Annotated in this window: 10 protein-coding genes; 4 read left to right on the plus strand and 6 right to left on the minus strand. The window is 71.8% G+C overall.

Annotated elements, in window-relative coordinates:
• Positions 1 to 19 precede the first annotated feature (19 nt).
• The gene (locus tag ACWDYJ_RS14335) at positions 20 to 955 is read left to right on the plus strand and encodes a serine/threonine dehydratase (RefSeq protein ID WP_451565822.1); all 936 of its coding nucleotides are present in this window, start codon (positions 20 to 22) and stop codon (positions 953 to 955) included.
• A 25-nt stretch (positions 956 to 980) separates the two neighbouring features.
• Here ACWDYJ_RS14335 and ACWDYJ_RS14340 read toward each other — a convergent pair whose 3' ends face one another.
• From ACWDYJ_RS14340 to mdlC, 6 genes are all read right to left on the minus strand, one after another.
• Entirely contained in the window at positions 981 to 1,229 is a 249-nt protein-coding gene (locus tag ACWDYJ_RS14340) for a hypothetical protein (protein ID WP_451565823.1), read from the minus strand.
• Complete coding sequence (locus ACWDYJ_RS14345; RefSeq protein WP_451565824.1) at positions 1,226 to 3,136, minus strand: peroxidase family protein; 1,911 nt, start codon at positions 3,134 to 3,136, stop codon at positions 1,226 to 1,228. The genes ACWDYJ_RS14340 and ACWDYJ_RS14345 overlap by 4 nt, the downstream gene beginning before the upstream one ends.
• A 10-nt stretch (positions 3,137 to 3,146) precedes the next feature.
• Positions 3,147 to 4,511, minus strand: coding sequence for a hypothetical protein (locus tag ACWDYJ_RS14350; RefSeq protein WP_451565825.1), 1,365 nt, complete (start codon positions 4,509 to 4,511; stop codon positions 3,147 to 3,149).
• A gap of 54 nt (positions 4,512 to 4,565) precedes the next feature.
• Entirely contained in the window at positions 4,566 to 5,921 is a 1,356-nt protein-coding gene (locus tag ACWDYJ_RS14355; protein WP_451565826.1) for a cytochrome P450, read from the minus strand.
• On the minus strand, positions 5,918 to 7,330 hold the full coding sequence (locus ACWDYJ_RS14360; protein WP_451565827.1) for an FAD-binding oxidoreductase: 1,413 nt from the start codon (positions 7,328 to 7,330) through the stop codon (positions 5,918 to 5,920). Before ACWDYJ_RS14360 ends, ACWDYJ_RS14355 begins: the two co-directional genes overlap by 4 nt.
• Before the next feature lie 62 nt (positions 7,331 to 7,392).
• Positions 7,393 to 9,000, minus strand: a complete 1,608-nt coding sequence (gene mdlC, locus ACWDYJ_RS14365) for a benzoylformate decarboxylase (RefSeq protein WP_451565828.1) — start codon at positions 8,998 to 9,000, stop codon at positions 7,393 to 7,395.
• Between the two features lie 597 nt (positions 9,001 to 9,597).
• Here mdlC and ACWDYJ_RS14370 point away from each other — a divergent pair.
• The 3 genes from ACWDYJ_RS14370 to ACWDYJ_RS14380 are packed head-to-tail and all read left to right on the plus strand — an operon-like array spanning position 9,598 to position 12,721.
• Positions 9,598 to 10,932 (plus strand): ABC transporter substrate-binding protein, encoded by a 1,335-nt coding sequence (locus ACWDYJ_RS14370; RefSeq protein ID WP_451565829.1) that lies wholly within the window; start codon positions 9,598 to 9,600, stop codon positions 10,930 to 10,932.
• 23 nt (positions 10,933 to 10,955) lie between these two features.
• Positions 10,956 to 11,849, plus strand: a complete 894-nt coding sequence (locus ACWDYJ_RS14375; protein ID WP_451565866.1) for a carbohydrate ABC transporter permease — start codon at positions 10,956 to 10,958, stop codon at positions 11,847 to 11,849.
• On the plus strand, positions 11,846 to 12,721 hold the full coding sequence (locus tag ACWDYJ_RS14380; protein WP_451565830.1) for a carbohydrate ABC transporter permease: 876 nt from the start codon (positions 11,846 to 11,848) through the stop codon (positions 12,719 to 12,721). Before ACWDYJ_RS14375 ends, ACWDYJ_RS14380 begins: the two co-directional genes overlap by 4 nt.
• Positions 12,722 to 12,766: the final 45 nt, after the last annotated feature.

The raw sequence follows: 12,766 nt of genomic DNA on the forward strand, positions 1-12,766 counted from the left end.
CCTGAAAGGCAGTCCACGCATGGAACAGCAGCTCGACTACGCAGCCGTCCGCGCCGCCGCCGGCCGGATATCCGGCGCCGTCCGGCCAGTCGCTGTGGTGCCCGCCGCCGAGGGCGTCTGGTACGCGCTGGAGTACCTCCAGCACACCGGCTCCTTCAAGGCCCGCGGCGCGCACAACTTCCTCGCCGCCCACCGCCGCGCGGGCACCCTGCCGGCGGCCGGAGTCACCATCGCCTCCGGAGGCAACGCCGGACTCGCCTGCGCCTGGGCGGCGCGCGCCCAGGCCGCGCCCGCCACCGTGTTCCTGCCCGCCAACGCGCCGCGCGTCAAGGTGGAGCGGCTGCGGGGCTACGGCGCCGACGTACGCCTCGTCGGCGACCGGTACGCCGAAGCGCTCGCCGCCTGCCAGGAGTTCGCCGCGGCCACCGGGGCCCTGAGCAGCCACGCGTACGACCACCCGCTCGTCGCGGCGGGCGCCGGAACGCTGCTGGACGAGATCCGCACGGCCCTGCCCGGCCTGGACACCGTGGTCGTCGCGGTCGGCGGCGGCGGGCTGTTCGCGGGAGTCGCCACCGCCGCGCGCGAACACGGCGTCCGGGTGGTCGCGGTCGAGCCCGAGCACTGCCGGGCCCTGAACGCCGCCCTGGAGGCGGGCCGGCCGGTCGACGTTCCGGTGGCCTCCGTGGCCGCCGACTCCCTCGGCGCCACCAGGGTCTCGGCCGACGCGCTGGCCGCCGCCCGACACGGCGACGTCGACTCGGTGCTCGTCCCGGACGAGGCGATCACCGCCGCCCGGCGCGCGCTCTGGGAGGAGCACCGGATCGTGGTCGAGGCGGGCGCCGCCACCGCCCTGGCGGGCGTGCGCACCGCATCGCGGCCGCTGGGCCGCCGGGTCGCCGTCGTCCTGTGCGGGGCGAACACCGACCCGGCGGACCTGACGCACGCCGCGCCCTGAGCGGAGGGCGCCGGCGCCGGGAACATCACACGGAGCCGGGGCGGCGGCCGTCGAGCTGGGCCGCGCAGAGCGCCAGCCCGTCGGCGGCGGTGGCGCACCGCCCGGCGAGTTCCTCCACGCGGGCCCGGAACGCCTCGGCCTGTGGGCCGTGCCAGTCGAGACCCTCAGTGGCGCCGCGCAGCCGGTCCGCGCGCTCGCGCAGCGCCGCCGCGTGGGTGCGCAAACCCTCGGCCGGGCCGGGCAGGCGTCGCTCGGCGGTGGGGTGGCCGCTCATGAGCGCTCCTTCCAGGGAGCGAAGGCGTTGGCCACTCCGTCGAGGGCGGGGGCCAGTTCGGGGTGGTGCCGCAGCAGCACCGTGACCATCGAGTTCCGGTCGATCCAGCGCAGGCCCTCGGCGGTGTAGATCTCGGGCCGGTAGTCGGTGGTGAAGAAGCGGTCGCTCTTCAGGCGGCGGCTGGCCATCAGGATGAAGATCCGGAAGAGGGTGTCGCTGAAGCCGAAGCCCGCCGGACGGGGCTCGGCCAGGTTGCCGACCAGCGTGTCGACGCGGTCGAGCCGGCCGTCGTAGAGCTCCCGCAGGACCGGGGTGTCGGCCGGATGTCCTCCGGTCAGCTCCTCGAAGGAGGTGACCGGGCGCTTGCGCAGCATCTGCCGGTAGGCGTTGTAGCGGGGGATGCCGCGCTCGCGGTCGCGCAGGATGTCCACGGTCCCGAGGTCGACGTGCTCGCCGGAGAGCCGGGAGAGGTTGCGCAGCGCGTCCGGGTGGTTGTGCAGGACGAGGGCTCCGGGGTGCGTGACACCGAAGGTGTAGAGCAGGTCGCTCATCCCGTACGTGTCGACGGAGCCGCGGGTGGTCGCCCCCTGCATGGAGTCGAAGCCGATCAGCTCCCGGGCGGCGCCCCGCCGGTGGTCGCGGACCGTGATCTCGTCGGGGATCAGCGGGTGCAGCCGGTACGCCGAGACGAACTCCTCCGTCATGGAGAAGGGCGCGGCGTGGTGGTCGGTGCGCGAACCCAGGATGCCGCTGAGGGCCTCGCCGCCGATCCGGCCGAAGCGGCGGGTGACCCAGCGGGGCAGCAGGCCGTACCAGTTGGCGTCCATCGAACGCTGGAGCACCGGCGTGTCGAGGACGCCCGGGGTCCACTCCACCGTGTGGATCTTCGCCATGAGGGCGGTGTTGACCAGCCGCGCGGTGTGGAAGAGCCGCTCGTCGTCCCAGGTGGGGTGGTGGGAGCGGATCAGGTCGCAGATCGCGTTGTGCTCCTTGGCGAAGAGCGTGTGCAGCAGCGACAGGCCGGCCCAGTAGTCGCTGTTCATGCCGGTGGCGTCGAGGCACTCCATGCCGGGCCGCGGGTCGGGGGGCAGGCGGCCTCCGGTCAGGGCGAGGCGGCCGTGCTCCCCGGTGCGCAGGGAGCGGCAGCGGGCCTCGTCGGAGCCGTAGACCTGCGAGCCGTCCCACCAGTGGGTGACGGTGTTCTCGTACGTCGGCGGGGCGTCGGGGGTGGTGTGGGAGACGGGGTCGGGGCGGGTGCGGTTGACCCGCATCGGGCAGGTGCCGCCGTGCTCGGCCCAGTCGTCGTCCGCGGCGAGCGGGACGGTGAAGGGCTCGGCCTTCTCGTTGTCGCCGTGGTTGGCCCAGCCGTGGTTCTGGAACTGGATCCAGGCCGCGGCCAGCAGGTTGAGGGTCGGTGCGGGGATGAAGCCGCGGCGGGCCAGCAGCTGCCGGCTGACCTCGCGCGGGCTGGGCGACATCAGGGACTCGTCGTCGTCCGGAAACGCCATGTGCAGCGGGGAGTTGCGGTCCAGCCGGGTACCGACCCGGCCCATGTCCACGTCGTACGGGTCGTAGCCGGAGCCGTCGTAGGAGCGGTACGGCGCCAGGCGCGGGGTGGGTCGGCGGTCGCGTTCGCCGCCCGCGCCGAAGGTGTCGTGCAGGTTGTGCCGGCGCAGGTCCTCGCGGAGCACGGCGAGGTTCATCAGGCCGATCGGGCCGGGGAGTTCGTACCATTCGCGGCTGCGGTTGATCCGGGCGAAGGCCGCTGACTCCAGGCGCTCCAGCAGACCCGGCGCCTCGTTCGCAGGCGGCGGGGTCCGGCGGGCCGGCTCGGGCAGCCGTTCGGGGTCCGGTGGCGCGGTGTGCGGGGGCGCCTGCGCGGGGGTGTGGGAAGCGGTGTCGGTCATGACGGGGTCCTCAGCGGTCGTGGAGGGTGAAGAGGTGCGTGCCGGTGACCCGGCCGCGGAAGGCGGCGAGTTCGGAATCGACGTGCGCGCTCGCGTGGGGGACGTCGTGTTCGAGGTTGTGCGCGTACCGCTCGGCGGCGTGGCACAGCGGGAAGGCGTGCGTGTCGTCGGTCCAGGTGAACTCGGTGAACTCGGCGGGCAGCGAGTAGGGGGAGACCGCCGAGCGGCCCTCCAGGCTGGGCACGATGTCGTGCTCGTTGACGAGCGAGACCACCTTGGTGCGCGGATCGGCGGCACGTTTCTGGTCGATGGGCGAGCCGATCGCGACGACGTGCGTGACCCTGTAGAGCGCGTTGAAGTCCCGGCTCGCCGCCAGGTTCATGGCCGTGATCCCGCCCTGGCTGTGGCCGACGAGCGCCACCTCGGTACCGGAGGGGACGAGCCGGCGCAGCGCCTTGCCCACCGCGCGGGTGTACGCCGTGTCGGTGGAGCCGACCGCGTCCAGGCTGCCGACGAGGTCCTGAGGGGACTCCTCGTTGAACCCGCGTGCCATACCCGCCAGTTGGACCACGAACCGGCGCAGTCCGTCCGGTCCGACGGTCTGCTGGACGAGGAGGAGGCCCCGGGTGCCGATCAGCCCGATGTTGCGGATGTAGCCCACGATGGTGCCGGAGGTGTCGAGGCCGTCGCGCAGTTCGGCCGACGGGGTGTGGGGCTCGGCGCGGCCGTTGCCCCGGTCGAGGAAGGCCCAGACCGAACTGCTCAGGCCCAGCAGGTAGTCCGAGGTCAGGGCCCGGCCGGTGGCGATCTGCCAGCCCGCGTTGTCGTTGAGGGGGTTCTCGTCGGTCAGGGCGTTCCAGGCCATGATGTCGGCGAAGGACGGGGCGAGCAGGGCGAGCGCGTACTCGGCGCCCTTCTCCGTGAGCAGTGCCTTGAAGACCCGCGCGGCCTCGGCCTGGCGGTCCTCGTCGATGGCGCGCATCACCTTGGAGGTGGTGGGGTGGTCGAGCAGCTCGGGGTGGCGCACGGCGGCCGCCCGGATCCGCGCCTTGAGCCCGGCGACGGCGAGGCTGACGGCGAGGTTCTCCCGGCTGGTCAGGACACCCGCCAGCCAGACGGCGCCGGCGAGCGGAGTGCGCCCGCGGGCGGACCAGCCGAGGCCCTTGGGGTCCATCAGGGTTCTCAGCAGGGTGCGTTGGGCGATCCGGGCCCGGCGGGGACCGGTCGCGGCCAGGGGCAGGCGGGGGCCGAGGGCGAGCGAGGAGGCGTAGCGCGCGGCTTCGCGTACGGCGTCGGCGGCCTCGCCGAGTTCGCGGCAGACGAGGTGCAGGGAGGCGACGTCCGGTTCGGTGGCGGACCTGACGGCTTCGGGCATGGGGTGCTCCTCCAGTGGGGCGGCACGGGGCACGGGAACGGGCGAGGACACTCCCTAGAGGCGGGTGAGGCGCAGCCGGATGCCGGCCGTGTCGAGGATCCCCGGCAGCGGGCGCCCAACGTCGAGAACGGGGCGCGCCCCGGTCAGGCGGTGGCCGCGCAGCACCTCGGCGCAGACCAGCGAGGTCACCAGCAGGCCGACGTTCTCGCCGGGGCAGCGGGCGCCGCCGTGGCTGAACGGGGCCATGCGGGTGTCCGCCTCCGCGTCCGGAGCCAGCCAGCGACCCGGCGCGAAGAGATGGCCGCCCGGCACCTGGTCGGGGTCGCGCTGGTGGAAGCCGATCGGGACGAGGAGGTTCGTACCGGGCGGGTAGCGCACTCCGCGCCATTCGGTCTCGCCGCGGGTGACCCGTACGAGGTCGGGGACGATCGGGTACAGCCGCACCGACTCCCGCAGACAGGCCCGCAGCCGCGGCAGCCCCGCGACGCCCTCCACCGCCTCGGCGTGGACCGCGTCCTGTTCGGCCGCGTGCATCGCCAGGAGCAGCAGGGTACGGGCGACGACGGGTGCGGCGAGGTCGATGCCGAGCAGCCAGTGGTGGGTCTGGCCCAGCGGATCGGTGTCCTGCGGGGAGGGCACGCTCAGCGCGCGGGCGGCCAGGGTGTGCGCCGGCGCGTCGGCCGCGTACCGCGCGATCCGGGCCTCGATCCTCGCGTACAGCGCCTTGTTCGCCTCGGGCCTGCTCCTGCCCATCCAGTTGGCCTGGGCGCGGAGGGTGACGAGCCAGTCGGCCAGTTCCTCGTCGTCGGCCGCCCGGTCGCCGAGCACCACCCGCCGCGAGATGCGGGTCATGGTCTGCCAGATCAGGGGAAAGTCGATGGTGCGGCTCTGCGTAAGCCGCCGGCACTCCTCCTCGACGACGGCCTGGAACTCCTTGCAGGAGGGGTGGACGGGCTTCCCGGCGGCGAGCGCCTCGTCGTTGACCCGGCGGCGGTCCTCGCGCTGGGCGCCGTGCGAGCAGATCACGCCGGTGGGCTCGAAGACGGCCAGGCTGTTGTACTTGTCCTCCGCGTCCATGGCGAGGAGCTCCACGGGCTCCTCGAAGAACCGCTCGATGTCCGCCCGGTCGAACAGCACGAGCATCTCGCCCGAGAGGGCGCGCACCTGGACCGGGGCGCCGCCGTGGCGGAGCTTCATCGCGCGCAGGGTCGCGCTGGACCAGCCGGGCTGGTTCACGCGCGAGTACAGGGCCATGATCTTGAACCGGGGGTTGGCGACCCCGCGGACGAAGACGGGCAGGGTGTGGGTGGCGACGAAGCGGATGGTCTCGGCCCGCCCGGCGCGGACCGGTGGCCGCAGGGGAGCCGGGCCCTGGCCGACGGCGTCCCGCTCCTCGGTGGTGTGCGTCATGCCGCCACGACCTTGCCGGGGTTGAGCAGGTTCTTCGGGTCGAAGAGCCGCTTGAGTCCGCGCTGGAGTTCCAGGGAGACCGGGCCCAGCTCGCGCTCCAGCCATGCTCGCTTCAGGGTGCCGATGCCGTGTTCCCCGGTCGTCGTACCGCCCAGGGCGAGGCCGGCGGCCATGATGTCGTCGTAGGCGGACCGGGCCCGGCCCAGTTCGTCGGGGTCGGAGGCGTCGAAGACGACCGTGGGATGCAGATTGCCGTCCCCGGCGTGGCCGAGGGTGAAGATCTTCAGCCGGTGGTGGTCGGCGATCCCCTCGATCAGGCCGATCAGCTGGGGGAGTTCGGAGCGCGGCACCGCCACGTCCTCGATGAAGGCGGTGAGCCCGCCGCCGTGGGAGGCCATGTACGCGGCGAGCGCCGGGCTGACGAGGCGGCGCGCCTCGATGATCTCGCGGGCCTCCTCACTGGTGGCCGAGGTCGCCACGTGGTCGGCCCCGGCCTCCTTGCACAGCAGCTCCATCGCGGTCAGGTCCGCCGAGGGGTCGGCGGTGTCGCTCTCGACGATGAGGGTGGCGGCGCTGCCGGGGTGCAGCAGCCGGTGGCGGCCGAGGTCCACGATGGCCTCGGTGGTCGCCCGGTCGAGGAGTTCGAGCGCGGAGGGGGTGTGGCCGGCGGCGGTGATCGCGGCGACCGCGTCGCCGGCGGCGGTCAGGCTGGGGAACTGGGCGAGCAGGGAAAGGGCCGGCGGCCGGGCGGGTCGCAGGGCGAGGGTGGCGCCGACGACCACGGCCAGGGTGCCCTCCGAGCCGACGATCAGGCGCGTCAGGTCGTATCCGGCGACGCCCTTGGCGGTGTCCCGGCCGGTACGCATGCGCCGCCCGTCGGGCAGTACGAGGTCCAGCCCGAGGACGTAGTCGGCGGTGACCCCGTACTTCACGCAGCAGATGCCGCCCGCACCGGTGGCGATGTTGCCGCCGATGGTGCACTGCTCCCAGGAAGCCGGGTCCGGCGGGTACGTCAGTCCGTACGCGGCGACGGCCTCGCCCAGGCGGCGTGTGGTCACCCCGGGTTCGCAGCGCACGAGGCGGTTGGCGGGGTCGACGGACAGGATCCGGTTCATCGCGGCGGTGGACAGGACGACGCAGCCGTCGATCGCGTTGGCGGCGCCCGCGAGTCCGGTACGGGCACCCTGCGGCACGACGGGGACGCCCAGCGCGTACGCGGTCCGCATGATGTGCTCGACCTGCTCGGCGCTGCGGGGGACGGCGACGACCGCGGGTGTTCCGCAGTCGGAGAAGGGAGCGGAGTCCCGGGAGTGCGCGGCGAGGGCCGCCGGATCGGTCAGCAGGACCTCGGCGGGGAGTTCCGAGCGGAGTCTGGTGAGCAGGAGGGGGGTGTCGGTGGTGAGGGACATGCCGGCCTTCCGGGACGGTACGGGGGCGACGCCGGGTACGGGGAACAGCTGGACCGCGTTGATCACATGGAGGGAAGCTCGGTGGTGACCGCCACGTCGATGAGCACCGGGCCGTCCTGCTGGAGGGCGGACTCCCGTACCAGCTTGGTCAGTTCACCGGCGCCGGACGCCTGGTGGGCGCGCACGCCGTAGCCCGTGGCGATCGAGGTGATGTCCAGCCCGGGGATGTCGAGACCGGGGGCGCCCTGCGCCCGCTCCACCTGGGCGAACCACTGGAGGATCGCGTAGCTCTGGTTGCTCAGCACGACGAAGGTGACCGGGATCTTGTACGCGGCCGCGGTCCACAGCGCCTGGACGGCGTAGTGCGTCGAGCCGTCGCCGATGACGCAGACCACGGGCCGGTCGGGGGCTCCGAGCTGCGCGCCGACGGCCGCGGCGAGGCCGAAGCCGAGGCCGCCGCCCGCGGTGAAGAGGAAGGAACCGGGGGCGCTGATGCGGGTCGCCGCGTGGAACTGCCCGAGGTTGGAAGGGGATTCGTTGACCCAGAGGGTGTTCTCGGGGGCGCCCTTGGCGATGGCCGTCATCGCGGCGAGCGGGGTGAGGACTCCGTCGATCTCCTCGACCGACTCGGCCGGCGCGATCCGGGGCGCGGGCGGGGCCTGCCGTCCGGGCAGCTCGGCGAGCAACGCCCGTACCGTCAGGGCGAGATCGGCGACGACGGCGTCCCCGACGGGGGCACGGGCCGCTTCGTCGGCGTCGCGCGTCAGCTGGACCAGCTCGGCGCCCTCGGGCAGGTAGCCGCCGGGGACGTAGGGGTAGTAGCAGAACACCGGGGCGCCGATGACGAGGACGAGGTCGTGTCCTTCGAGGCAGCGGGAGAGCGGCGCGATGGCCGGGGGCAGCGTCCCGCGGTACTGCGGATGCGACTTGGGGAAGGCGACGCGGCCCTCGGTGGGCGCCGACCAGACGGGCAGGCCGGTGCGCTCGGCCAGCGCGACGACCGCGTCCCACGCTCCGGCGGCGTCGACGTCGTTGCCCACGACGAGTACGGCGTCGCGGGCGCCGGCCAGCCGCTGGGCCAGCTGCCGGACGACCTCGGCGGAGGGCGCGGCGGCGTGCGTCACGGTGCGGGCCGCCGTCCGCGCCGCCGCCCCGTCCTCGGCCTCGTCGAGCACCACGTCGAAGTCGTCCATGGGCAGGGAGACGAACACCGGGCCCTGCGGCGGCGTTTCGGCGATCTGCACCGCGCGCGCCAGCGCCGGGGCGACGTCCGCCGGGCGCGGGGGCTCGTACGCCCACTTCACGGCGGGCTGGGGGAGGAGGGTGGACTGGGGGTTGGCCAGCAGGGCCTCCATGGTGAGCATGGCGCGGACCTGTTGACCGGCGGTGACCACCATGGGCGTGCGGTTGGCGCGAGCGCCCAGGATGGCGCCCATCGCGTTGCCGGTACCCGGGCCGGTGTGCAGGTTGACCAGGGCCGTGGTGCCGGAGGCGAGGGCGAAGCCGTCGGCCATGCCGACGACGACGGCCTCCTGGAGGCCCAGTACGTAACGGAAGTCGTCCGGGAACTCCTTGAGCATGGGCAGCTCTGTGGAGCCGGGATTCCCGAACATCGTGGTCATGCCGCGCGTACGCAGAACATCCAGAACCGACTCTCGGACCGTACGCATGGGAGGTTCCTCCGCAAGGGCTGACGGGAACGTTGAGTGACCAATGCATCACATGGCGTTGCCCCAAGGCAAAGCTCCATGATCCGTTCGGGTCGTCGCCCGTGAAGATCGACCGGTTGCCCGGCGGGCGTGTTAACGGGTCGTCACGCCGCTCGGCCGGTGGTGTTCGGTGCGGCGGGTGTGCGTGGCGGCGAGTGCCTGTAACGGGCCGGTGGGGAGGGTCGAGCGGGACGCCGGTGCGCCGGCCGGGGCGGCGCCGGTGGCGGAACGTAAAGCGGTTTCGCGGTATGTGCGGTAAACCGCATTAGTGCGGGCCTTTCACGGACCGGCGATAAGAAGTCAAACCCCGGCTGGCGATCCCCTTCGTTATGAAAACGATATGATCGCGGGAGGGTTCTCAACTAAAGCGCATCAGTCCAGGTCAATGGCCCAGGTGGTGAGCGCCTTTGCGTACCTGCGGGTCCCCCTGTCTCGTTTCGGGACGTATGTACCGTCGGCCATGGGGACTTCGGGCACATTGACGGGATCTCGGTTTCCGGACAGCGTGGGCGGCGCGCTCCGGCAGTGAGGCCGGAACTCCCCCTGAAGGCGGCGACGATGACTCGTTTCAACCTGACCCGTATTGCCATCGCCATGATGGCGGCAGGCACGCTCCTCTCGACCTCCGCGTGCGGCATGAGCGGTGGCGGAGGTGACGTGAAGGAGGCGGAGAAGACCGGAAAGGTGGCCGGCGAGATCACGTTCCGGACCCTGCAGCTGAAGCCGACGTTCACGGCCTACGTCCAGGGCGTCATCGACGCCTTCGAGGCGCGCCACCCCGACGTCAAGGTGAAATGGGAGGACGTCCCCGGCGACGGGTACAACGAGAAGCTGGTCGCCGACGCCCAGGCCGGAGCCCTCCCCGACGTCGTCAACCTCTCCACCGACTCCTTCCAGCTCCTCGGCGACCGCGGCATGCTCGCCGACGTCGCCAAGCTGGACGGCGAGGTGGCCAAGGACTACGTGCCCGGCGCCTGGGAACAGTTCAAACTGCCCGGCAAGGGCGACGGCGTGTACGCCTACCCCTGGTACGTGACCCCCGAGATCCTCACGTACAACAAGGACCTCTTCGAGAAAGCCGGGCTCGACGTCGGCAAACCGCCGGTCACCGTCGAGCAGTTCTTCGACTACGCCGAGCGGATCGCCGCCGCCTCCGGCGGCAAGTACTCCGCCTTCATGGCCGACCCCAAGGGCCGCCTCCCCGGGGACTGGCAGAAGATGGGCGTGCCCATCCTCAACGCCGAGCAGGACCGGTTCACCTTCGACACCGACCAGGCCGTCGGATGGGTCGAGCGGATGAAGGACCTCTACGCCAAGGGCGCCATGCCCAAGGAGTCCCTCCTCAAGTCCGACGACATCAACCAGCTCTACGGCGGCGGCAAGCTCGTCTTCGGCCCCGGCTCCCCGGGCTTCGTCAAGGACATCAAGCAGAACGCCCCCCAGGTCTACGAGCGCACCCAGGTCGCGGGCGCCGTCACCGGCAGACTCGGCCACATCGGCATCTACGCCCAGTCGCTCGGCATCAAGAAGGACACCAAGCACGTGGACGCGGCGACCGAGTTCGCCAAGTGGGTCACCAACGGCCCCAACCAGGTGCAGTTCGCCAGGAAGGCCACCATCTACCCGTCCAACGCCCAGGGCCTGGCCGACCCGTACTTCGCCGACAAGGGCGACGGCAAGGACGCCGAGACGCTGGCCCGTGCGATCGGCGCGGAGCAGCTCAAGAGTGCCGCACTCGACGCCAACACCCCCGTCCAGTGGACCAACCAGGTCGGTGACGCGGTGGTGCGCGAGATGCAGAAGGCCATCAAGGGCGAGCAGGATGCCCGGACGGCGGTGAGGAAGGCCCAGGAGGAAGCCAACAAGCTGCTCGCCGCCGCGGCGAAGAAGTGACCCGTACGAAGGCCCTGCGGGCCATGGAGGCCGACACCGGGCTGCGCCACCGCGCGTGGTGGACGCCCTACCTCTTCCTCGCCCCGGGCCTGGCGATGGTGACGCTCTTCAGCCTCTGGCCGTTCGTCAACACCGTCGTCCTCTCCTTCACCGACTCGCAGATCCTGCGCGGCGGGACCTTCGTCGGCTTCGACAACTACACCCGCGCCTTCGCCGACCCCGACTTCTGGGTGGCCACCGGCAACAGCGTTCTCTACCTGGTGGTCGTCGTACCGTGCCTGGTCCTGCTGCCGCTGGCCCTCGCGGTCCTCGTACAGACGAAGATCCCCGGCATCGGCTTCTTCCGCTCCGCCTTCTACACGCCCGTGATCGCCTCGGCCGTGGTCGTCGGCCTGATCTGGCAGTGGGTGCTGCGCAGCGACGGCCTGATCAACACCGTCTTCCAGAAGCTCAGCGTCATCTCCGAGCCGATCCCGTTCCTGACCGACAGCACCATGCTGCTGGTCTCCGCGATGATCGTGACCGTGTGGAAGGGCCTCGGCTACTACATGGTCTTCTACCTGGCGGCCCTCGGAAACGTCTCCGCCTCCCTCTACGAGGCGGCCGCCATCGACGGTGCCGGAGCCGTACGCCGCTTCTTCAGCATCACCATCCCCCAGGTCAAGCCGATGATGCTGCTGGTCGGGACGCTCTCCGCCATCTCGGCGCTGCGCGTCTTCACCGAGATCTACATCCTCGGCGGCGAGAGCGGCGGCCCCGGCGGCGGAGCCCGCACCCTGCCCTTCCTCATCCGGCAGGCCGGCCTGGGCTTCGCCGGCGAGACGGGCTACGCCTCGGCCATCTCCATCCTGCTGTTCCTCCTGACGCTGGTCTTCAGCCTGCTGGGCCGCCGTCTGTCGAAGGGAGACGAGAGTTGAGCACCCGGTCCTCCTTCGGGAGCGAGGCGGCCGAGCGCTCCGGGGCCGACCGCGGGCGCCGCCGGGTCGGTCTCGCCGCCCGGTACGCCACACTGGTCCTGATGCTCGTGATCATGCTCGGGCCGATCGTCTGGCAGTTCCTGACGTCGATCCGGGGCCGCACCGAGAACGTGTACGACGGGGTGCTGCCCTCACGGCCCACCCTCGACAACTACCTCCGCGTCGCGGAGTCCTTCCCGCTGCTCCAGTACGTCGGCAACACCCTGACGGTGGCGCTGCTCGCCATCGCCTCGAACATGCTGTTCGCCGCGATGGGCGGCTATGCGCTCTCCCGGGCCGCGTGGAAGGGCCGCAAGGCCGTCTTCACGGTGCTCGTGGCGACCCTGATGTTCCCGTTCGAGTCCGTGATGATCTCGATGTTCCTCACGGTGCGCGAGATGGGGCTGGTCGACACCCTCATCGGTGTCTGGCTGCCCGGCGCGGTCTCCGTCCTCAACATCATGATCATGCGGGCCGCCTTCCTCTCCGTACCCAAGGAGGTCGAGGAGGCCGCCGTGCTGGACGGCGCGGGGGAGTGGACCCGCTTCACGCGGGTCTTCCTGCCCGCGGCCAAGGGCGCCCTGGCCGTCGTCTGCATCACCAGCTTCATGGGCGCCTGGGACGACTTCCTGTGGCCGCTGCTCGTTCTCACCAACAGCGACAACTACACCCTCCAGCTCGGTCTGAAGACCCTGGCCGGGGCCACCACGACCAGCGACCAGCGGATCATCGCCGCCGGTGCCATGGCCGCGCTGATCCCGATGATGCTCCTCTTCTTCGCCCTCCAGCGTTTCTTCTTCAAGGGCGTGGGCGAGGGGGCGGTCAAGACCTGACCGCGCGCAGCTTCACACCGCATGCCGCACCTTCACCCACCACAC

The sequence above is a fragment of the Streptomyces sp. NPDC003042 genome, assembly GCF_053591315.1.

Bases quoted from the DNA above. Each gene is read 5' to 3' on its own strand.
- ACWDYJ_RS14335 (WP_451565822.1), top strand. From the start codon at position 20: ATGGAACAGCAGCTCGACTACGCAGCCGTCCGCGCCGCCGCCGGCCGG.
- ACWDYJ_RS14360 (WP_451565827.1), bottom strand. From the start codon at position 7,330: ATGTCCCTCACCACCGACACCCCCCTCCTGCTCACCAGACTCCGCTCG.
- ACWDYJ_RS14370 (WP_451565829.1), top strand. From the start codon at position 9,598: ATGACTCGTTTCAACCTGACCCGTATTGCCATCGCCATGATGGCGGCA.
- ACWDYJ_RS14375 (WP_451565866.1), top strand. From the start codon at position 10,956: ATGGAGGCCGACACCGGGCTGCGCCACCGCGCGTGGTGGACGCCCTAC.
- ACWDYJ_RS14355 (WP_451565826.1), bottom strand. From the start codon at position 5,921: ATGACGCACACCACCGAGGAGCGGGACGCCGTCGGCCAGGGCCCGGCT.
- ACWDYJ_RS14350 (WP_451565825.1), bottom strand. From the start codon at position 4,511: ATGCCCGAAGCCGTCAGGTCCGCCACCGAACCGGACGTCGCCTCCCTG.
- ACWDYJ_RS14345 (WP_451565824.1), bottom strand. From the start codon at position 3,136: ATGACCGACACCGCTTCCCACACCCCCGCGCAGGCGCCCCCGCACACC.
- mdlC (WP_451565828.1), bottom strand. From the start codon at position 9,000: ATGCGTACGGTCCGAGAGTCGGTTCTGGATGTTCTGCGTACGCGCGGC.
- ACWDYJ_RS14340 (WP_451565823.1), bottom strand. From the start codon at position 1,229: ATGAGCGGCCACCCCACCGCCGAGCGACGCCTGCCCGGCCCGGCCGAG.